This window comes from Kutzneria sp. NPDC051319 (genome assembly GCF_040682195.1).
Taxonomy (GTDB): Bacteria; Actinomycetota; Actinomycetes; order Mycobacteriales; family Pseudonocardiaceae; genus Kutzneria.
Map to the genome: position 1 here is coordinate 93,653 of NZ_JBFBAM010000001.1, position 19,202 is coordinate 112,854.

At 69.7% G+C, this 19,202-nt stretch carries 17 protein-coding genes, 2 pseudogenes and 1 riboswitch; of the genes and pseudogenes, 11 read left to right on the forward strand and 8 right to left on the reverse strand.

What is annotated here, in order from left to right; genetic code table 11:
- Positions 1–42: 42 nt before the first annotated feature.
- A riboswitch (glycine riboswitch) is annotated at positions 43–139 on the forward strand.
- Between the two features lie 134 nt (positions 140–273).
- From AB0M73_RS00405 to AB0M73_RS00415, 3 genes and pseudogenes are all read left to right on the forward strand, one after another.
- Positions 274–1,647 (forward strand): L-serine ammonia-lyase, encoded by a 1,374-nt coding sequence (locus AB0M73_RS00405; RefSeq protein ID WP_363885171.1) that lies wholly within the window; start codon positions 274–276, stop codon positions 1,645–1,647.
- A gap of 217 nt (positions 1,648–1,864) precedes the next feature.
- Positions 1,865–2,062, forward strand: a pseudogene (locus tag AB0M73_RS00410) (cold shock domain-containing protein); the annotation flags it as partial.
- A 30-nt stretch (positions 2,063–2,092) separates the two neighbouring features.
- Complete coding sequence (locus tag AB0M73_RS00415) at positions 2,093–2,812, forward strand: cold shock domain-containing protein (protein WP_363885666.1); 720 nt, start codon at positions 2,093–2,095, stop codon at positions 2,810–2,812.
- A 229-nt stretch (positions 2,813–3,041) separates the two neighbouring features.
- Here AB0M73_RS00415 and AB0M73_RS00420 read toward each other — a convergent pair.
- Positions 3,042–3,576: pseudogene (locus tag AB0M73_RS00420) on the reverse strand (IS5 family transposase); the annotation flags it as partial.
- Positions 3,577–3,721: 145 nt separating this feature from the next.
- Here AB0M73_RS00420 and AB0M73_RS00425 point away from each other — a divergent pair.
- Positions 3,722–4,408 carry a Sir2 family NAD-dependent protein deacetylase gene (locus tag AB0M73_RS00425; RefSeq protein WP_363885172.1) on the forward strand — a complete coding sequence of 229 codons (687 nt, stop codon included), beginning with the start codon at positions 3,722–3,724 and terminating at the stop codon, positions 4,406–4,408.
- A 43-nt stretch (positions 4,409–4,451) separates the two neighbouring features.
- Here AB0M73_RS00425 and AB0M73_RS00430 read toward each other — a convergent pair whose 3' ends face one another.
- Positions 4,452–5,537, reverse strand: coding sequence for a glycoside hydrolase family 88 protein (locus AB0M73_RS00430; protein WP_363885174.1), 1,086 nt, complete (start codon positions 5,535–5,537; stop codon positions 4,452–4,454).
- Positions 5,538–5,736: 199 nt separating this feature from the next.
- On the opposite strand from AB0M73_RS00430, the gene AB0M73_RS00435 reads away from it, so the two are divergent.
- Positions 5,737–5,991, forward strand: a complete 255-nt coding sequence (locus tag AB0M73_RS00435) for a Smr/MutS family protein (RefSeq protein WP_043722124.1) — start codon at positions 5,737–5,739, stop codon at positions 5,989–5,991.
- A gap of 1 nt (position 5,992) precedes the next feature.
- On the opposite strand, the gene AB0M73_RS00440 is transcribed toward AB0M73_RS00435, so the two are convergent.
- Both AB0M73_RS00440 and AB0M73_RS00445 read right to left on the reverse strand, forming a co-directional pair.
- On the reverse strand, positions 5,993–6,454 hold the full coding sequence (locus AB0M73_RS00440) for a phage tail protein (protein ID WP_363885177.1): 462 nt from the start codon (positions 6,452–6,454) through the stop codon (positions 5,993–5,995).
- A 49-nt stretch (positions 6,455–6,503) separates the two neighbouring features.
- The gene (locus AB0M73_RS00445; protein ID WP_363885179.1) at positions 6,504–6,716 is read right to left on the reverse strand and encodes a chaplin family protein; all 213 of its coding nucleotides are present in this window, start codon (positions 6,714–6,716) and stop codon (positions 6,504–6,506) included.
- A 143-nt stretch (positions 6,717–6,859) separates the two neighbouring features.
- On the opposite strand from AB0M73_RS00445, the gene AB0M73_RS00450 reads away from it, so the two are divergent.
- The gene (locus tag AB0M73_RS00450; protein WP_363885181.1) at positions 6,860–9,139 is read left to right on the forward strand and encodes a glycoside hydrolase family 95-like protein; all 2,280 of its coding nucleotides are present in this window, start codon (positions 6,860–6,862) and stop codon (positions 9,137–9,139) included.
- Between the two features lie 103 nt (positions 9,140–9,242).
- Here the strand turns inward: AB0M73_RS00450 and AB0M73_RS00455 are convergent, their stop codons facing one another.
- Complete coding sequence (locus tag AB0M73_RS00455) at positions 9,243–9,632, reverse strand: SSI family serine proteinase inhibitor (RefSeq protein ID WP_363885183.1); 390 nt, start codon at positions 9,630–9,632, stop codon at positions 9,243–9,245.
- A gap of 117 nt (positions 9,633–9,749) precedes the next feature.
- On the opposite strand from AB0M73_RS00455, the gene AB0M73_RS00460 reads away from it, so the two are divergent.
- Positions 9,750–11,045 (forward strand): MFS transporter, encoded by a 1,296-nt coding sequence (locus AB0M73_RS00460; RefSeq protein ID WP_363885185.1) that lies wholly within the window; start codon positions 9,750–9,752, stop codon positions 11,043–11,045.
- Here the strand turns inward: AB0M73_RS00460 and rdmE are convergent.
- Positions 10,987–12,615 (reverse strand): aklavinone 12-hydroxylase RdmE, encoded by a 1,629-nt coding sequence (gene rdmE / locus AB0M73_RS00465; protein WP_363885187.1) that lies wholly within the window; start codon positions 12,613–12,615, stop codon positions 10,987–10,989. The genes AB0M73_RS00460 and rdmE overlap by 59 nt on opposite strands.
- Before the next feature lie 142 nt (positions 12,616–12,757).
- Between rdmE and AB0M73_RS00470 the strand changes: the two genes are divergently transcribed.
- Both AB0M73_RS00470 and AB0M73_RS00475 read left to right on the forward strand, forming a co-directional pair.
- Positions 12,758–13,024, forward strand: a complete 267-nt coding sequence (locus AB0M73_RS00470; protein WP_157494905.1) for a hypothetical protein — start codon at positions 12,758–12,760, stop codon at positions 13,022–13,024.
- A 71-nt stretch (positions 13,025–13,095) separates the two neighbouring features.
- The gene (locus tag AB0M73_RS00475) at positions 13,096–13,698 is read left to right on the forward strand and encodes a nitroreductase family protein (RefSeq protein ID WP_363885190.1); all 603 of its coding nucleotides are present in this window, start codon (positions 13,096–13,098) and stop codon (positions 13,696–13,698) included.
- Positions 13,699–13,771: 73 nt separating this feature from the next.
- Here AB0M73_RS00475 and AB0M73_RS00480 read toward each other — a convergent pair whose 3' ends face one another.
- Positions 13,772–14,620 (reverse strand): hypothetical protein, encoded by an 849-nt coding sequence (locus AB0M73_RS00480; RefSeq protein WP_363885192.1) that lies wholly within the window; start codon positions 14,618–14,620, stop codon positions 13,772–13,774.
- 191 nt (positions 14,621–14,811) lie between these two features.
- Between AB0M73_RS00480 and AB0M73_RS00485 the strand changes: the two genes are divergently transcribed.
- Entirely contained in the window at positions 14,812–16,110 is a 1,299-nt protein-coding gene (locus tag AB0M73_RS00485) for a bifunctional o-acetylhomoserine/o-acetylserine sulfhydrylase (protein WP_363885194.1), read from the forward strand.
- 41 nt (positions 16,111–16,151) lie between these two features.
- Positions 16,152–17,213, forward strand: coding sequence for a homoserine O-acetyltransferase (locus AB0M73_RS00490; protein WP_363885196.1), 1,062 nt, complete (start codon positions 16,152–16,154; stop codon positions 17,211–17,213).
- On the opposite strand, the gene AB0M73_RS00495 is transcribed toward AB0M73_RS00490, so the two are convergent.
- Complete coding sequence (locus AB0M73_RS00495) at positions 17,179–19,026, reverse strand: TIR domain-containing protein (protein ID WP_363885198.1); 1,848 nt, start codon at positions 19,024–19,026, stop codon at positions 17,179–17,181. The genes AB0M73_RS00490 and AB0M73_RS00495 overlap by 35 nt on opposite strands.
- Between the last annotated feature and the right edge of the window lie 176 nt (positions 19,027–19,202).

A 19,202-nucleotide genomic window follows, 5' to 3' on the forward strand; every position in this document is an offset into this window, starting at 1 on the left:
AGTGAGGGCAACAATTCCACACAGGCCGCGTGCCGAAGGCACACAGCCCGGTCGGGAGAGTCCTCGATGCGTGTCGTCGGGGCGCCGAAGGAGCAAGCCTCCCCGCACACTCTCAGGCATCCCAGACCGGCCGGGCGAGGCAACTCTGGAAAGCAGCGTGCGCGGTCGTGCATGCCCACCCACGGTGCAAGCCGTCGCGGTCGTGACGGCGAAGCTCTCAGGTCCCATGACAGAGGGGGAGCTTCCGTCTTCTCCTATGCCCTGGAGTCCGTCATGGCCATCAGCGTTTTCGATCTCTTCTCCGTGGGCATCGGCCCGTCCAGCTCGCACACCGTCGGGCCCATGCGGGCCGCCTACATGTTCGTCGACCGCCTGCGGTCCGCCGAGGTGTTCGATCGCGTCACCCGGGTGCACGTCGAGCTGTTCGGCTCCCTCGGCGCCACCGGCCATGGCCACGGCAGCCCCAAGGCTGTGATGTTGGGCCTCGAAGGCTCCCAGCCCGAGCTCTGCGACCCCACCGACGCCGACTCCCGCGTCGCCCTCATCCGCTCGTCCGGTCGCCTCGCGCTCGGCGGCTCCCGTGAGATCGACTTCGTCGAGGACACCGACCTCATCATGCACCGCCGTAAGCAGCTTCCCTTGCACCCCAACGGGATGAGCTTCGCCGCTTTCGACGCCGAGGGCTCTTCGCTCGACTCCGCCGTCTACTACTCCGTCGGCGGCGGCTTCATCGTCGACGAGACCGCCACCGGCACCGACCGCATCAAGCAGGACTCCACCCCGCTGCCCCACCCGTTTCTGAGCGGCGACGAACTCCTTGCCCGCACACGGGAATCCGGCGTCTCCATCAGCGATGTCATGCTCGCCAACGAGTTGTCCTGGCGTCCCGAGGCCGACATCCGCTCCGGTCTGCTGCACATCTGGCACGTCATGCAGGAGTGCGTCGAGCGGGGCTGCACCGTCGAGGGCACCCTCCCCGGCGGCCTCAAGGTCCGCCGCCGGGCCGCCGACCTCCGCCGCACCCTCGCCGCCGAGCACTTCGCCACCGATCCGTTGCGGGTGATGGACTGGGTCACCCTGTTCGCCCTCGCCGTCAACGAGGAGAACGCCGCCGGTGGCCGTGTCGTCACCGCCCCCACCAACGGCGCCGCCGGCATCGTCCCCGCCGTCCTGCACTACTACTCCCGCTTCGTCCCCGGCGCCTCCGACGACGGTGTGGTGCGGTTCTTGTTGACCGCCGGCGCCATCGGCGTCCTGTTCAAGGAGAACGCCTCCATCTCCGGCGCCGAGGTCGGCTGCCAGGGCGAGGTCGGCTCCGCCTGCTCCATGGCCGCCGCCGGCCTCGCCGAGGTGCTCGGCGGCACCCCCGAGCAGGTCGAGAACGCCGCCGAGATCGCCATGGAGCACAACCTCGGCCTCACCTGCGACCCCATCGGCGGCCTCGTCCAGATCCCCTGCATCGAGCGCAACGCCCTGGCCTCCATCAAGGCCATCACCGCCGCCCGCATGGCCCTGCGCGGCGACGGCGCCCACTTCGTCTCCCTCGACAAGGTCATCAAGACCATGCGCGAGACCGGCCGTGACATGAAGGACAAGTACAAGGAAACCGCCCGCGGTGGCCTGGCGGTCAACGTCATCGAGTGCTGACCGGCCTGGATTGCCAGGAGGCGCTACCGTCGAAGGCGTGGTCGACCTGAACACGCCGGACGGTCTGAGACCTGGTCTCAAAACTCGGCGTGTCGCTAGGTGAACCAACGGCCCGCCCCTGGCTCCGCACCGCCCGCCTGTGGGCCCGGCCCGACGGACCGGAGGTCTGTCAGAGAGAATGGGGGCCAGTGCCCGCCCTCTCAACCTGGAGCCTTTGATGCCGCAGGGGACCGTTCGTTGGTTCGACGCCGAACGGGGTTTCGGCTTCCTCGCGCCCGAGGACGGCTCGCCGGACGTGTTCGTGCACGCCTCCGAGATCGTCGGGGACGGCGGCGCGAAAGTGCTCCGCGAGGGTCAGGCCGTCGTGTTCGAGGTCGGCGAGAACGACCGCGGGCCCCAGGCGCTGCGCGTTCGCGTCACCGCCGATGCGGCCACCGGCAGCGCCGTGGGCCAGCTCGGCACCGTCAACTGGTACGAGCCGGGCAAGGGGTACGGCTTCGCGTCGCCGGACGGCGGCGGCGCCGACATCTTCGTGCACAGCTCCGCCATCGTGACCGGCGGCGTGGTCACCGAGGGGCAGCGGGTGGCCTTCCTGATCGTCGAAGGCGAGCGCGGCCCGCAGGCCGCGCACGTGATCCCGCTGGGAGCAGGGGCCGGCTCACCCGCCGCGGCTGGCATCGCGGACGGTGCCGACGGCACGGTGGCCTGGTACGACGAGGACAAGGGCTTCGGCTTCATCAACCCCGACTCCGGCGCCGAGGACGTCTTCGTTCACGCCCGGGCCCTGGCGGAGGGGCTGACGTGGCTCGCGGAGGGCGACCGCGTCGCCTACGAGGTGGCTAGTGGAGACAAGGGCCCGCAGGCCCGCGACGTGCACCTGGTCCGGGGCGCCGAGCCCCAGACGGCGCCGCAGCGGTCGGCACCTGCCGCGGCCGCAGGGCCGGCGGCGCGGGACGTGCCCGTACGAGGCGGCGAGGGCGTAGTCGCGCGCTACGACGGCGACCGCGGCTTCGGCTTCATCACCCCGGACGCGGGCGGCGACGATCTCTTCGCCCACGTGTCCGTGATCATGGGGTCGGAGCCGCTGCAGAAGGGTGACCGGGTCCGGTACGCGGTGCGTCAGAGCGACCGGGGCCCGCAGGCCGACCGCGTCGAACGCCTCTGAAGAGGCGGCCCCACCGATGGCTGATCACGTACCGACGAGAGTGCTCGTTCATCCCCGTCGATGGTCCGTCAGCAACGCGGCTGCAGCCTCCTCCAGGAGATCGATCTCCCTCGTGGTGACGGGGGCCCCGTGCCGACCCGAGGACCTGCTCCGCGCTCAGAAGCTCACCAGTCACCCCCACCCAACGACACAGAGCTACCGATGTGTCCCAAATGAGTGAATGGATGCGTTAGACCTGGTCGCAGAGCTCGATCTTTATGAGCCGGCGGAAGTTGATCACGGTGCAGGCCAGCGTGAGTAGCGCCAGCGTGGTGCGTTCGGTCCGGTCGTAGCGCAGCCGAGGCGTTTGAACCGCAGCAGCCAGGAGATGGTGCGTTCGACGACCCAGCGGACCCGGCCGAGGCGGGACTTGCCCTCAATCCCGCGCCGGGCGATACGGACCTTGATACCGCGGCGGGTCAGGTAGCGGCGGCGGGAGTCGTAGCCCTTGTCGGCGTGCAGCTTGTCCGGTCGGCATCGCGGCCGGCCCGCCCGGCCGTGGTGGCCGCGCACGGTCGGGTTCGTGTCCAGCAGCGGCTCGAACAGCATGCTGTCGTGGGTGTTTGCCGCCGACAACATGATGTGCAGCGGTAGCCCGTTCGCGTCGCACAGAACGTGGTACTTGGAGCCGGCTTTACCCCGGTCAGTGGGGCTGCGGCCGGTCAGCTCGCCCCCCTTTTCGACCGCACCGACACCGCGTCGATGCAGCCTCTGGTCCAGTCGAGCTCGTCGATGTTGGTCAGCTCGTCGAGCACGAACTGGTGCAGGGCGAGCGGCGTGGATCTGCTGTTGCTGGCGCCGTTTGCGTACCTGGCCTGGGTGATGGTGCGGGACACAAATCCGGTTGTGTCGGCTACCTAAACTCGGGGCATGACCAGGATCGCGGTGTTGACGGGGGCGGGGATCTCGACGGACTCGGGCATCCCGGATTACCGTGGCCCGCAAGGGGAGTGGACGAAGGATCCGAAGGCGCAGGAGCTGTTCACGTACGAGACCTTCATGGGGGATGAGGGGACGCGAGGAGAGTTCTGGCGGCGGTACGAGCAACACCCGGCGTGGCAGGCGGAGCCGAACGAGGCGCATCGAGCGATCGCGAAGCTGGCGAACGTGCGGGTGCTGACGCAGAACGTGGACGGCCTGCATCAGAAGGCGGGCACGCCGGCGAGGAAAGTGCTGGAGCTGCACGGAAGCATGCACAAGACGGTGTGCACGGGGTGCGGAAAGGGCTTCGGCACAAGGGAAATTCTCGGCGGGGACAAGAAGTGCCCGGAGTGTGGCGGCGTCCTGAAGCTGGGGGTGACGCTGTTCGGCGAGAACCTGGACGCGGATGTGCTGGGGCAGGCCATGAACATCGCGGCGGCCAGTGAGGTGTTCCTGGCGATCGGCAGTTCGTTGCGGGTGGAGCCGGCGGCGGCGCTGTGCGCGGTGGCGGTGCGGGCCGGTGCGCGGCTGGTGATCGTGAACCGCGATCCGACGCCGTACGACGAACTCGCGGCGCAGAAGATCACGGAGCCGATCGGGACGGCGGTCCCGAGGCTGTGCCAGGAATTGGCTTAACAGACGAACGGCCCGGCCGGAGTGGCCGGGCCGTTCGGGGGCGTCAGAACTTGGCGGCGCAGCCGGGGGTGAGCTTGGCGGCCTCGACGCCGGCCATGATGAACATGCCGGTGCCGTAGTTGCTGGTGGCGGTGGGGCTGATGGGCTGGTACTGGGACGGGTGCGAGGACGGCCCCTGCACGTAGCCGACGACACCGTTGGACTGCAGCGCCTTGGTCTTCAGCCAACCCCAGGCCTTCTGCACGACGGGCAGGTAGGTGGCCGAGTCGAGGTAGCCGGCCTGGATTCCCTTGGCCAGACCGTAGGTGTAGAGGGACGTGCCGCTGGACTCGGGCGCGGGGTAGGCGGCCGGGTGGTCGACGTCGGCGGTCCAGTAGCCGCCGGACTGCTGGGTGGACTTCAGCTTGGCGAACATGTCCTGCAGCAGGCTGATGTAGTGCGCCCGGTGGGTGTCGCCGGCGGGCAGGTTGGCGATGGTGTCGGTGAGGGAGAGGACGATCCAGCCGTTGCCGCGCGACCAGTGCTGGGTGGTGCCGACCCAGCGGGAATCCCGCCACCACAGGGCGTTCTTCTTGTCGTAGATGTGGCTTTCGGGGTACGCGAACAGCTTGGCCATGGCGTCGATGTCGGCGCTGCTCCCGAAGTACGGGAACGCGGAGAGGGCGCCGAGGCGGACGGCGTCGACGTAGTCCATGTCGGAGCTCTTGCCGCCCTCGACCTTCTTGGTCTCCCGGTCGACGTAGGCCTTGGCGTCGGCGATGTCGGAGGCCGGGTGCTTGGGGTCGAGCTTGTAAAGGTCGATGTACTCCTGCGCCGCCTCGGGACCGTCGAGGTTGGGCGTGCCGGTGGGCAGCTTCCACTTGTTGTGCGAGGCCCAGGCGGTGGCGTAGGTGAGGTACTTGGCGTCGCCGGTGAGCTTGTAGGCCTCGGTGTCGCCCTTGATGAACAGGGAGTTGAACCAGGTGGAGTCGGCGGGTTTGGCGTTGCCGCCGATCCAGTGGTCGGCGGCGGCCCGGACGGGCGCCTCCTCGGAACAGGCGGTGGGTGCGGCCGAGGCCGCGGTCGGGAGCAGGGCCCCGGCGACGAGAGAGCAGGCGATCGCAAGCGACCACCGGGAACGTGATGCCACCACAACCTCCAGGGGTGTCGGCGCGGCGGCGCACTGGAAACGTTTACATAGTAGGGGTGGCGTCAATCGGGGCTACGGGCGAGGGATGGCCCGGGGCGCTGGAAGCCGCGTGGAGCTGGGGAAAAGAGCGGTTGAGGTGCCCGGCGGGGGTTGGGCGCGTGGTGGCCGGTCTACCGCCTCGGGGAGCACCATGGGTGGCATGAAGCTCAAGCTGGACCTGCACGACATCTACAACCGGGGCGGTGAGATCGACCGGGCGCTGCGGGCGGTGATCGACGAGGCGGTGGCCAAGAAGGCGCCGCTGGTGGAGATCATCCCGGGCAAGGGGTCGGGCGCGCTGAAGAAGCACGTGCTGCGGTTCCTTGAGCGCAAGGAGATCAAGGCGCTGTACCACCGGGTGGAGAAGGACAGCGACAACTTCGGGCGGGTGTTCGTGCACTTCCGCTGGAAGTGAGTCAGTACGCGTTCTTGATGACGAAGTAGGAGCCGCGGATGGTCCCGGCCAGCTTGGACTTCTGGCGGGCGAACTTGAACGCGGAGAGCTCCGAGGGGATGTCCATGCCGTCGGAGAGCTTGAAGCCGACGGCCCGCTTGCCGCCGTCGGCGAGGGTGTACATGACGTTGATGGACAGGCCGCTCTCGTAGAAGACGTAGGCCATCCGGATGCCCTCGACCTCGAACTCCGTCGCCTCCAGCGGGCGGGAGGCGATGACGATGCCGCGCTCGTCGGCCAGGATCCCGTGTACCCAGTCGATGATCGAAGCGGCCTTGTCGGCGGGCTCGACGGTGAAGACGTGGTCGTACTTGTTCTTGAAGTAGCGGGCCTCGTTGGCCCGCAGGCCGGCCAGCGCGTCGGTGACCGGGGAGGACTCCAGGCCGACGGTCGAGACGGTGGTGAAGTCGACGGCGTAGGTCATGGCGACAGCGTATGCGCTGGTGGTGGCCGTAGGCGAGCCGAAAGTGGTCTCAGTCGGCGCTGCCGCCCACGCCGGCGCCGAGCACGCCGAGACCGGGGCCGGGCAGCTGGACGGGCACGTTGGCCGGGACCAGGGTGCTGTTGCCGGTGAGCACGCCGCTGGAGCCGTTGAAGGATCCGGCGAAGCCGGGCCGGACATCGGAGGCGAGGGCGGGCGTCGCCAGCAGGACCAACAGGACGACAACCAGGGCGGCCAGGCGCATGAAGATCATTGTCTAAGTAATCGATTCATCCGATGACAGCACCCGGAGGCCCGGACAGAAGTCTTGACGTGGCCGGACCCTCTGCCTACGGTCGGCGGCAGAGCTCCGATGTATAGGTTTTCACGTCGACGTGAGGGGCCGACATGGCTGAGCTGTCCCGGAGGAGTCTGCTGGCCGCGAGCGGGGCGCTGCTGGCGACCCCGACCCTGGCGACTCCAGCGTTGGCGAGCGGAGGAGCGGACGGCACCGCCGGCCTGAACTGGCGCGGCTTCCTGGCCGGCAGCGACCTGATCTGGAAGCAGCTGCCGAAGAACTGGTACGACGGCCCGTTCCTGGGCAACGGCTTCCTGGGCTCGGGCATCTACGCGGAGCCGGGCGCCAACGCGGTCCGCTTCAACGTGCAACACAGCGAAGTGCAGGACCACCGGCCGGAATTCGGCTCCCTGTACGGCCTAGCCCGCCTGCCGATCGGCTGGTTCACGCTGGAGCCGCAGGGCACGATCACCAAGGTCGACTGGCGGCTGAGCCTCTACGACGCCGAACTGGCCGGCACGATCACCACCACGGCCGGCAGCATCGCGATCCGGGCTATCGTCCACAATGGACGGGGCGTCCTCGCCGTGCAGGCGAAAGCCACCGACGGGGAGGCGAAGTTCCGCTGGGTGTTCCACCCGGCGGTCGCGGTGAGCCCCCGAACGGACCCGAAGTTCAACAAGCCGGCCCCGGACGGCTACCTGCCCAACCCCAAGCCCGACACGGCGACCAGCGGCGACGCGACGCTGGTCACCCAGCCGCTGCTGTCCGGCGGCGAACACGTCACGGCGTACCAGGAGAAGATCAGGGGCACCACAAGGACCCTCTACGCCACGGTGGCCTGGTCGAACCCGGCCAAGACCGCCGGCGCCACTGCGCTGCACACCCTGCGTGCGGCGATACAGCCTCTCGACGTGCTGGCCCTGGACCACCGCGCCTGGTGGAACGCCTTCTACCGCAAGAGCTTCCTCTCGGTCCCGGACGGCCGCCTGCAGAGCTTCTACTGGATCCAGCTCTACAAGGTGGCCTCGGCGACGAGAAAATCGGCGCCGGTGATGGCCACGACCGGACCCTGGCTGGAGTCCACGCCCTGGCCGGCCACGTGGTGGAACCTCAACGTGCAGCTGGAGTACTGGCTGATCAACGGCTCCAACCACCTGGAGCTGGACTCGCTGACCCGGGCGATCAGCCAGTACCGGGACAACCTGAGCAGCCAGGTGATCGCGCCGTACAACCAGGACTCCGCCGGCATCCCGCGCAGCACGGACATCACCCTGCTCAACGGCGGCACGGTCGGCGTGCCGGGCCAGGACCCGCCGACGCCGGAGACCGGGAACCTGACCTGGGCCCTGCACAACGTGTGGCTGACCTACCGCCACACCATGGACACCGCGACCCTGAAGTCCACGGTGTTTCCCCTGCTGCGCAAGGCGATCAACTACTACCTGCACTTCCTGGCCAAGGGTGACGACGGCAAGCTGCACCTGCCGAAGACGTTCTCCCCGGAGTACGGCGTCGACACGCCCGACACCAACTTCGACCTGGCGCTGATCCGCTGGGGCTGCCAGACCCTCCTGGAGTCGGCCAAGATTCTCCACATCAGCGACCCGCTGGCCCCGGTGTGGCAGCACACCCTCGACGATCTGACCCCGTATCCCACCGACGCCAACGGGTTCATGATCGGGGCGGGCCAGCCGTTCGCCATGTCCCACCGGCACTACTCGCACATGCTGTCGGTGTACCCGCTGTACCTGGTGAACTGGGAGCAGCCGGAGAACCGGAACCTGATCCAGACCTCGCTCAACCACTGGATCAGCTTCAAGGGGGCGCTGCAGGGCTACAGCTACACGGGCGCGGCCTCGATGGCGGCGCAGATGCTGCGCGGCAACGACTCCGCCCAGTACCTCAGCGATCTGCTGCGGCTCTACGTGCAGCCCAACACCATGTACAAGGAGTCGGGCCCGGTGATCGAGACGCCGCTGTCGGCGGCGCAGTCGATGCACGACATGGTGTGCCAGAGCTGGAACGGGATCATCCGGGTCTTCCCGGCCATCCCCGACTCCTGGGCCGACGCCACGATCGACAACTTCCGCACCCAGGGGGCGTTCCTGATCAGCGCGTCCCGGCAGAAGGGCGCGACCCGCTGGGTCCGGATCCGCAGCGAGGCCGGCGCGCCGTGCGTCGTCCGGCACGGCATCCCGGGCCAGGTCACGGTCCGGGACGCGCACGGGCGGCCCTGGAAGACCAAGGAACTCGACGCCACCACGATCCAGATCGACCTGCCGCGGGGCGGTGAGGCGGTGCTCTGCCGGGCCGGCGACCGGCCGGACTTCACGGTCGCGCCGGTGACGCCGAACGGGCCGTCCGCGCCATGGGGCCTGCCGGCCTGAGTTTCACAGCATCCTGTAAGGAAAGCCGTAACCGTTCCTCAGGAACGCCTGATGTGATCAGTGTCGCGGGGCCCCCGGTGGAAGTCGGGGGCCCCGACCACTGTCAGAACCGGAACAGGTTCCCGGTCTTGTTGTCACGCTCGCAGCTGTTGGTGTAGCTGTCCTGGAACAGGACGGTCCGGCCCCGCCACAGGCCGGTCGCGCTCACCTTGATCGGCTGGAAGATCATGGGGCAGAAGATGTGCGCCTCGGTGCCGGGCATGTTCGCGATGTCCCCGTCGACCTGGTCGAGCTGCAGGCACGCGAGCTGGGCGTCGGGGTGGGTGCCGGCGACCGGGTCGCAGGTCAGCTCCACGACGTGCGGGGCCTGGCCGCGGGTGGTGGCGGTCAGGGACAGGGTGGAGGGCATCGCGGCCGCGGCGGGGACGGCGGTCACGCAGACGGCGGCAACGCAGAGCGCTGCGGCGCCGGCAAGGATGCGGGGGAGGGCCATGGTTGCCTACCTTTGCGCCGTTCGTGCAGGCAATCGACGTAAAACCGAGTGCTCCACCAGAACGTGTGGCCGCTTTCACCCGTTTGTGGTCCCATGTCGTGACTGAGGGAGGATACCGTGACTCGATCGATTGATCAGGTTCGCAGTTCGTCGGTGCGCAAGGTCGCACTGGCCAGCGCGGCCGGCACGACCATCGAACTCTACGACTTCCTGATCTACGGCCTCGCGTCCGCGGTGGTGCTGCCCAAGCTGTTCTTCCCGACGGGCAACCAGACCGTGAGCACGCTGCTGGCCTTCGCCACCTTCGGGGTCGGCTTTCTCGTCAGACCACTGGGTGCGGCGGTCATCGGCCATTTCGGTGACCGGGTGGGCCGCCGCCCGATGCTGGTGCTGACGCTGACCATGACCGGCCTGTGCACGGCGCTGATCGGCGTGCTGCCCAGCTACGCCACGGCCGGCCTGGTCGCGCCGGTCCTGCTGCTGGTTCTCCGTCTGCTGCAAGGATTCTTCCTCGGCGGCGAGCAGAGCGGCGCGGCGCTGATGGTCGTCGAGCACGCCCCCGAACGGCGCCGGACCTGGTACAGCGGCTGGACCTTCCTCGGCTCCCCGCTGGGACTTTTTGTCGGCACGGCCATGTTCTCGCTGTCCACGGCCGCCTCCGGCGGCGACTTCCTCAGCTGGGGCTGGCGGATTCCCTTCCTGGCCAGCCTGGTGCTGGTGGCGGTCGGCATCTACATGCGGGTGGGTATCGAGGAGAGCCCGGAGTTCAGGGAGCTGCGGGCCGCGCAGCGGGTGACCCGGGTGCCGCTGGCCGAGGTGCTGCGCACCTCGTGGCGGAAGGTGCTGCTCGGTGTGGGCGTGAACCTGGGCTTCAACGCCTTCATCTTCATCCTCGTGACCTTCGTGCTGAACTACTGGACGGCCGTGCACCACCTGCCGCAGCAGCAGGTGCTGACCGCGAGCCTGGTCGGCGGCGCGGCCCAGGTGGTGTCGATCCTGATCGCCTGCCGCGTCGCGGACCGGGTCGGCCGCACGCCGGTGATGCTGACCGGCGCGGTGTTCATCATCGTGTTCGCGTTCCCGCTGTTCTGGCTGATCGACACCGGCTCGGCCGGCCTGCTGATCCTGGCGCTGGCCCTGGCCTACGCGGGTTCCGGCGTCCTGTTCGGCCCGATGGCCTCGTACTTCCCGGTGCTGTTCGAGCCGCGGCTGCGCTACTCCGGCTCGGCGTTCAGCTACCAGCTCGGCGCGACGCTGGGCGGTGGCCTGTCCCCGCTGGTGGCCACCGCCCTGCTGTCGGTCGACCACGCCAAGCCGTGGCCGATCTCGCTGTACCTGGTGCTGGGCGGCGTGATCAGCGCGCTGTGCCTGCTGGGACTGCGTCGACAGGCGCCCGGTCCAGTAGCCGACTGAGCACTGTCTGGAGCGTGCCGGCGGCGTCGGCGACCTCGAAGTCCGTACGCCAGGCCACGACGCCGTCCGGCCGCACCAGGCTCGCGCCGCCGTTGCCGATGCCGTACGCCTCGACCAGGCGGTCCTCCGGGTCGGTGAGGTCGGGCCCGAGGCCGACCGTGCGCACGGCGATGCCCAGCCGGTCGGCCACGTGCTTGGCCGCCTCGTGCCACACGCCGCCCTCGGCCCCGGTCAGCAGCACCCAGTCCCGGCCAAAGAAGTCCACAGTGGACACCTCGGCGCCGTCTCGCGTGAGCGTCACATGCGGGGCGCGGAAACCGGGGCGGCCACTCGGCTTGAGCGGGTCCTCGACCAGAACCGGGTCCTCGTCGTCGATCAGCACGGCCTCGGAGCGCTGCCGGATGCCGAACACAACCTCCATGTACCCCACTGGTTCGGGCACCGCCTCGCCGCGCAGCTGCGGTGCCAGCCGATCCACATAGTTGGCCAGCGACTCCGCCACCACGAGTTCGGCCACAGCCCGCCGCTCCTCGTCGTAGCTGTCGAGCAGCCCCGGGCCGGCCTGGCCGTTCAGCACGGCGGCCAGCTTCCACGCCACGTCGAAGCCGTCGCCGATGGCCGTGTTGCCGCCGAGGCCACCGGTCGGCGGCGTCACCTTCGCCGCGTCGCCGGCCAGGAAAACCCGGCCGCTGCGGAAAGTGTCGGCCACCCGGGCGGCCATTTCCCACGCTTGCACGGTTCGCAGCTCGACCTTCAACGAAGGGTCGTCCAGGCCGAGCCGGATCAGCGAGGTGCACCGTTCCGGCGTGAAGTCGTCGATCGACTCGCCGCGCGCGGGGTCGTACTCGACGGCGAAGATGAACCGGCCGGGCACGTCCGTCGAGCCGAAAACCCCGGTGAACTCCGGATGTTGCAGGTAGTACAGCGATCCGGTGATGTCGGCCAGCCGGTCCGCGTCGGTGTCGAAGACGACGCCGGCGTGGTGGCTGAGGCTGCCCCAGCCGTGCCGGCCGATGCCCAGTCGCTCGCGGATCGGGCTGCGGTGGCCGTCGGCGGCGACGAGGTAGTCGGCGCGGACCTGGCTGAGCGTGCCGGTCGGGCGGTGCACGAGCCGTGCGGTGACGCCGAGCGTGTCCTGTTCGAAGGAGACGAGTTCGGTGTCGAAGCGGACGCGCGTGCCCAGTTCCTTCGCACGGCCCAACATGATCGGCTCCATTTGGACCTGCGTGGCCATGCCCATCGGCAACGGCGACAGCGAGTCCCACAGCCGCGAGTCGTCGCCGGCCACGATTGTCCTGAACACCGGGCCGCGAGCGCTCGCGGCGATCTTGATCTCGAACGCGCCGCCGCCGGTGAACGGGTTGGCGGCCAGCGTCTGCTCGACGACGCCGGCCGTGCGCAGCAGCTCCATGGTGCGCGGGTTCTGGCCGCTTGCCTTGGGGTGCAAGGAAGTTCCCGGATGCCGCTCGACCACGAGCGACTCGATCCCCCGGTCGGCCAGGAACATCGAGGTTGCCGCGCCGGCGAGTCCGGCCCCCACCACCAGGACCCGTGTTCGTGTCGTGTCCATACGTCCCCCCTAAATCTCAATTCAAAAGTATCTTAGCTCCCGAGTGATCTCGGTGACAAGGGGGTTACGAGACGATCTAGGGCCAGCGTTCGGCCTGGACAGTCGTCGGCAGGTGTGCGAGGTTCACCGATCGGAGGTCGATGTGGCTAAGGTGCAGCTGGATATTCCTTCCTACAACCGAGGAATCGGCCTGGTCTCGGCCTGGCCGGACGACTACCGGCTGACCGTGTCCGTCGGGTCCGACGGCAAGGTGAGCATCACCGGCGATCCGGCCGGCCTGACCGGATTGGCCGTGCAGCTGCTGGCGCTCGCCCAGCCGGGCGTGCCGACGGGCTCGTGCGAGGACCTCGACGACTTCCTTCTCGTACTGGACGAAGGATCCTCACCGCTGCGGCTCGAACGCGCCTGAGGGCTGTCCCTTCGCGCCGAAGCGGCGCGAACGCGCGTGACGCCATCGGGGCACTGGCTAGCGTCGTCGGTGTGGACAACGACGAACTGCTCAGCACCACCCGCTCGGTCCGGCTCAAGCTCGACCTGGAGCGGCCGGTCGAACCCGAGGTGATCAACGACTGCCTACGCCTGGCGCTGCAGGCGCCGAGCCCCGGCAATCTCCAGATGTGGCGCTGGATCGTCGTTCGCGACGCCAAGACGCGGGCCGAGTTGGGCCGGCTGTTCCGGGAGGCCGGCAACGAGTACCTGGCCTCGCTGCCCGGCGACATCCCCGAGCACTCCTTGCGCTCCGGCCGGTTCCTGATCGATAACATCGAGCGCGTGCCGGTGTTCGTGATTCCGTGCGTGCTCGGCCGGCCGCCGGCCACGGTGTTCGAGAGCTCCGCCTTCTGGGGCGGCATCTACCCGGCGGTGTGGAGCCTCCAGCTGGCGCTGCGCACCCGTGGCCTCGGCTCGACCATGACCACCTACCACCTCACCCGCGAGGCCGAGGCGCGCGAGATCCTCGGCATCCCCGAGGACGTCACGCAGACCTGCCTGCTGCCGATCGCCTACACCACCCAGACGACCTTCAAGCCGGCGCAGCGCAGGCCCCTGAGCGAGGTCGCCTACACCGACCGCTGGGGCGGCTGACCCTCTGATGCAGGGAAGGACGCCTTACCCGCGTTCAACGAGGGTAAGGCGTCCTTCCCTGCATAAAGGCGGGTTAGGCGCGTTCCTCCGGGAGCGGTTCCAGCAGCGAGCCGGCGTCGTTGAGCAGGCTGGTGGCCGAGCGGAGCTGGTCGGCGATGCGCTCGCGGTAGTCGCGCAGCCGCGCGGCTTCCTGGTTGCTGCGGTTGATGCGCGAGTCGGCGTCGGCGGTCGCGGCCGTGACGCGCTGGTCCAGCTCGGTCATCTGGGAGGCCTCGAGCTCGGCGATGGCGTCCAGCGCGGCCTTGCGCTTGGCGGCGATCTCCTGCGTGAACTCGGCCTCGATCTGACGGCGGCGCTGCTCGGCCTGCTCGTCCAGCGTCTTGCGGCGCTGGCCGGCGACGGTGGTCAGCTCGGCGGCCTCGCTGCGGGCCTTCTCCATCAGCGACTGGTGCTCGGCGATGATCTCCGCCTGCTGCTTGTCCAGGTCGGACAGCAGCGTCTGGTAGCGCTCGCGCAGCTTGGTGGCGGCGGCCTCGGCGTGCGACCACGTGGTCTCGGCGGCGGCCTCGGCCCGCTGCGCGGTCTCCGCGGCGGTGGCCTCGGCCAGCTGGAGGGCGCGCTTGGCCTGGTCGGGCGTCTCCTGCACGACGGGCTCGCGCGCGGGTGGTGGCGGCGGCGGTGGCGCCTGCCGGACCTGCTCGACCTGGCCCTTGAGCTCCTCGATGCGCGCACGGGCCTGGTCGAGCTGCTTGGCCAGCTCGTCGGCCTGACGCAGCGCGGCATCCCGGTCGGCGGCGAACAGCCGCACCTCCGAGGTGATGCGCTTGAGGTGGGTCTCGACCTCCATACGGTCATAGCCACGCATGGCGACCGTGAAGCTGGGAATCGACTGGGTGATGTCTCGGTTCTCGGCCGGCGCCATGAAGCAAACCTACTCCCTCTTGTCCCACTGGGTGAACGGGCCTTCTCGGGTGAACCTGGCCCGTCTAGCGTCGGGCCCATGGCCCTCCTGGTGTCCCGCCGGCACGTGGACTACGTGCGCGTCACCAGCATGGCGTGTCGCGCTCACGGCTGACCTCCCCCACCTCACCCCCCTCGCACCGGAGCACACCCATGCCTTCTTCCTGGTCGTTCGAGACCCGTCAGATCCACGCCGGCGCCGCGCCCGACCCCGCCACCGGGGCCCGGGCCACGCCCATCTACCAGACCACCTCCTACGTGTTCAGGGATACGGCCCACGCGGCCGCCCTGTTCAGCCTGGCCGAGGCCGGCAACATCTACACCCGCATCAACAACCCCACCCAGGACGTGCTGGAGCAGCGGATCGCCGCCCTGGAGGGCGGGGTCGCGGCGGTGGCCTTCGCGTCCGGGCAGGCGGCCGAGACCGCCGCGATCCTCAACCTGGCCAGCGCCGGCGACCACTTCGTGTCGAGCGCGTCGCTGTACGGCGGCACGTACAACCTCTTCCACTACACGCTGCCCAAGCTGGGCATCGAGGTCAGCTTCGTCGACGACCCCGACAACCTGGACGAGTGGCGGGCCGCGGTCCGGCCCAACACCAAGCTGTTCTTCGCCGAGACGCTCGGCAACCCGCGTAGCAACGTGCTCGACATCGAGGCCGTCGCCGCCGTCGCGCACGAGGTCGGGGTGCCGTTGGTCATCGACAGCACGGTGACGACGCCGTACCTGGTGCGGCCGCTGGAGCACGGCGCCGACATCGTCGTGCACTCGGCGACCAAGTTCCTCGGCGGCCACGGCACGGCGATCGCCGGCGTGGTGGTGGATGGAGGCAAGTTCGATTTCGGGGCGCACGCGGATCGTTTCCCCGATTACAACGAGCCCGACCCGAGTTATCACGGCCTTCGCTACTGGCCGGCGCTCGGCCACGGGGCGTTCGCGGCCAAGCTGCGGGTGCAGTTGCTGCGCGACACCGGCGCGGCGATCGCGCCGCAGAACAGCTTCCTCATCCTCCAGGGCATCGAGACGCTGTCGCTGCGGATCGAGCGGCACGTGGCCAACGCCCAGGCGCTGGCCGAGTGGCTGGAGCAGCGCGACGAGGTGGAGACCGTGCACTACGCCGGCCTGCCGTCGAGCCCGTGGTACGAGGCGGCGCGCAAGTACCTGCCGGGCGGCGCGGGGGCGATCGTGTCCCTGGAGCTGCGCGGCGGGGCCGAGGCGGGCCGGGCGTTCGTGGACGGCACGGAGTTGTTCAGCCAGCTGGCCAACATCGGCGACGTGCGCAGCCTCATCGTGCATCCGGCCAGCACCACTCATTCCCAGCTGACGCCGGAGGAGCAACTTGTCACCGGCGTGACACCGGGTCTGGTGCGCCTGTCGGTCGGCCTGGAAGGTGTCGAGGATCTCAAGGCGGACCTCGAAGCCGGGTTCCGGGCCGCGAAGGCCGCGCTCTGACTCCCGTCACGGAGAACGATCCGCCGGGCCGGCGGCAGTGGGTGCGGCTGGACCGCCCCCTGCCGCTGGAGCGCGGAGGCGAGCTGCCCGCCGTCCAACTCGCCTATGAGACGTGGGGGGCTCCTGCCCCGGACCGGTCCAACGCCGTCCTCGTCCTGCACGCGCTGACCGGCGACAGCCATGTCGCCGGTCCCGCCGGGCCGGGGCATCCGACCGCCGGCTGGTGGGATTCCCTGATGCAGCCCGGAGTTCTCGATCCGTCGCGGTACTTCGTGGTGGCGCCCAACGTGCTGGGCGGCTGCCGGGGGAGCACCGGGCCGTCCTCGGTCAGCCCCGACGGAAAGCCCTGGGGCAGCCGGTTTCCATCGTTGACCGTACGAGATCAGGTCGCCGCCGAGGTGGCCCTGGCCGACGCGTTGGGCATCGACCGGTGGGCCGCCGTGATCGGCGGTTCGATGGGCGGCATGCGGGCGTTGGAGTGGGCAGCTACCACGCCGGAGCGGGTGGAGTCGTTGCTGCTGCTGGCTTGTCCGGCGCAGTCCTCGGCCGACCAGATCGCGTGGACGTATCCGCAGCTTGAGGCCATTCGGTCCGATCCCGGGTGGCACGGCGGCGACTACTACGGTTCAGGAGAGGGGCCCACCCGCGGACTTGGCGTCGCGAGGCGGATCGCGCACGTCACGTATCGGAGCGAGGCCGAGCTGTCGGCCCGGTTCGGCCGTGATCCGCAGGGCGACGGCCGCTTCGCCGTCGAGTCCTATTTGGACCACCATGCCGAGAAGCTGGTGCGGCGCTTCGACGCCGGCAGCTACGTCGCGCTGGCCGAGGCGATGAACTCGCACGACGTCGGCCGTGGGCGTGGTGGTGTGAAGGCCGCTTTGGGTCGCGTGACGGCGCGGACGGTCGTCGGCGGCGTGACCACGGACCGGCTCTATCCGTTGGCGCAGCAGCAGGAACTGGCCGCCGGCATTCCCGGCGCGGACGGCGTGCGGGTGATCGACTCGCCGTACGGGCACGACGCGTTCCTCATCGAGACCGACCAGATCGCCGCCATGGTGCGGGAGTTGTTCACAGGTAGCGAGTCCCGTGTGGGTTCCCGCTGATCCGGCTCAGGTCCCGGATCACCGCCAGCAGCGGTTCCCGCAGCGCGTCGAGGGCGTTGCGCAGTTCGGCGGTCGGATCCCAGGCCGTGTCGTCGAACTGCGTGCGGTCCTCGTAGCGCCGCAGCGCCGGGTGCCACTCCGACAGGAACGGCCGCAGCACCTCCTCCATCAGGCGCTCCGCGACCTCGCCGAAGCGCTGCGACGAATCCGGGCCGCATTCCCGCAGCTGCTCCCGGGTGAACGCGAAGATGCTGTGCAGGGAGGAGATCGCCTCCCGCAGGCCGCCGCCGCCCAGCGGCCGCACGGGAACCCGGTGCGCCAGCTCGACCTGGACCCGGAACGCCGCCGCCCGCTCGCGTTCGTCCACCGCGAAGTCGTCCCGCTCGCGGCGGCCGGCCAGCGCGGCCGCGCTGACCCGCTCGTGCCGCGCCGGATCGGGATCGCTGTGCCGGATCACGTGTGCGACCACCGCCGGTACCTCCAACGCGCCTCCGCCGACCAGCCGCACCACAGACTGCCTGGCCAGCCGGTCGACCGCCAGACCGACCGGGCCAAGACCATCCAGAACGGGTAACGGCATCGGCTCCGGTGCGAACGCCGCCACCGCGCGCAGCACGTCAAGACCGGCGTCGCCGGCCGCGTCCACCTCGGCCAGCAGCCGTTTCGCGGTCGCCTCCAGCACCGGCCAGTCCCGGGAGAACAGCCGCCGCCGCACCGAGTCCAGGCCCGCCGACCGGGCCGAGCCGGCCAGATCCAGCAGGGCGCCCGGATGCCCGCCGACGGCGTCCACCAGCTTGTGCGCCGACTCGCGGTCGCCCGGGGCCAAGGTCTCGACCTGGTTCAGCACGAGCTTGATCGCTTGCGCCGCCGGCAGTTCCGGGACTGGCACGCCCGTGCCGAGCTCGGCGTAACCGGCGTCGGTCGTGGTGAGCACGCTGGCGGCGGTGGGGTGTGGGGACAGCAGCCGGCGGACTTCGTCCAGTTCGAGCCCGGCCGGCACGCCGTCGACCACCCAGAGGCTGGGTTCCCGGCTGCGGTCCAGGGCCAGGGCCACTCGATCGGCGGCGTGACCATTTCCGTTGGCCCCTAAAGCTTCCGCGATGGCCGTCAGCTGCTCCGGCCACGGATCCCCGGCCGACAGCCAGAACACGCCGCCGGGGAAGGTCGCCCCGAACTGGCGTGCGTACTCCGCGACCAGGGAGGACGTGCCGATGCCGCCGACACCGTGCACCACGGCGACCGGCTCGCCGCCGCCCTCGGTCAACGTCGCCGACTGCGGATGCAGGGCCGAGTGCAGCCGCCACAGCTCGGCCGTGCGACCGACGAACCGCGGCGGCGGCCGGTGGCCCGGGGCCGGCAGCGAGAGCGGGACGTGGCCGTGGTCCACGGCGCCGATGGTCGTCGGCAGCTCGTCGACCTTGCGCGTGACGGCCTCGGTGAGGTGGCGCAGCTCGGCCGACGGGCTCCAGAATCGGGCATCCCTCAGCTCGATCGGCTCGATGTGGCCGGTGCCGCGCTCCGGATTGACCACCAGCACCCGCCGCAGCGGATCGCCTTCCCGTTGTCCGGCAAGGAAAGCCGTGATGAGCTCCTGCTGGCAGGCGCGGCGGGTGGGGTAGGTCTGGGAGTAGTAGGCGAGCAGCAGTCGGGAGCGGCCCAGCTCGGCCAGGATGGTCCGGGACACCGAGTCGAACCGGTGCACGCCGACCTCGTCCTGGAACACCCGCAGCCCCCGGGCGCGCAGCTCCGCGGCCAGCGCCTCGGCCGGCGTGGTGTCCGACCGGCAGTAGCTCAGGAACACATCGTGGGCCATCCGTCCCGGCCTCCTCCGGTTAACTCCGATGGGGGACAGTGTCGAGCCTGACGGACGGGTGAATCGCAAGCCACCTGCTTGCCATAATTCACGTCGTAGCGCTACTCGGCGTGACGGATCATGGCATGCCGTCACGGTGGGTCGTCGACCTGCTGTCGGCAGTCCTCCACCGTTCG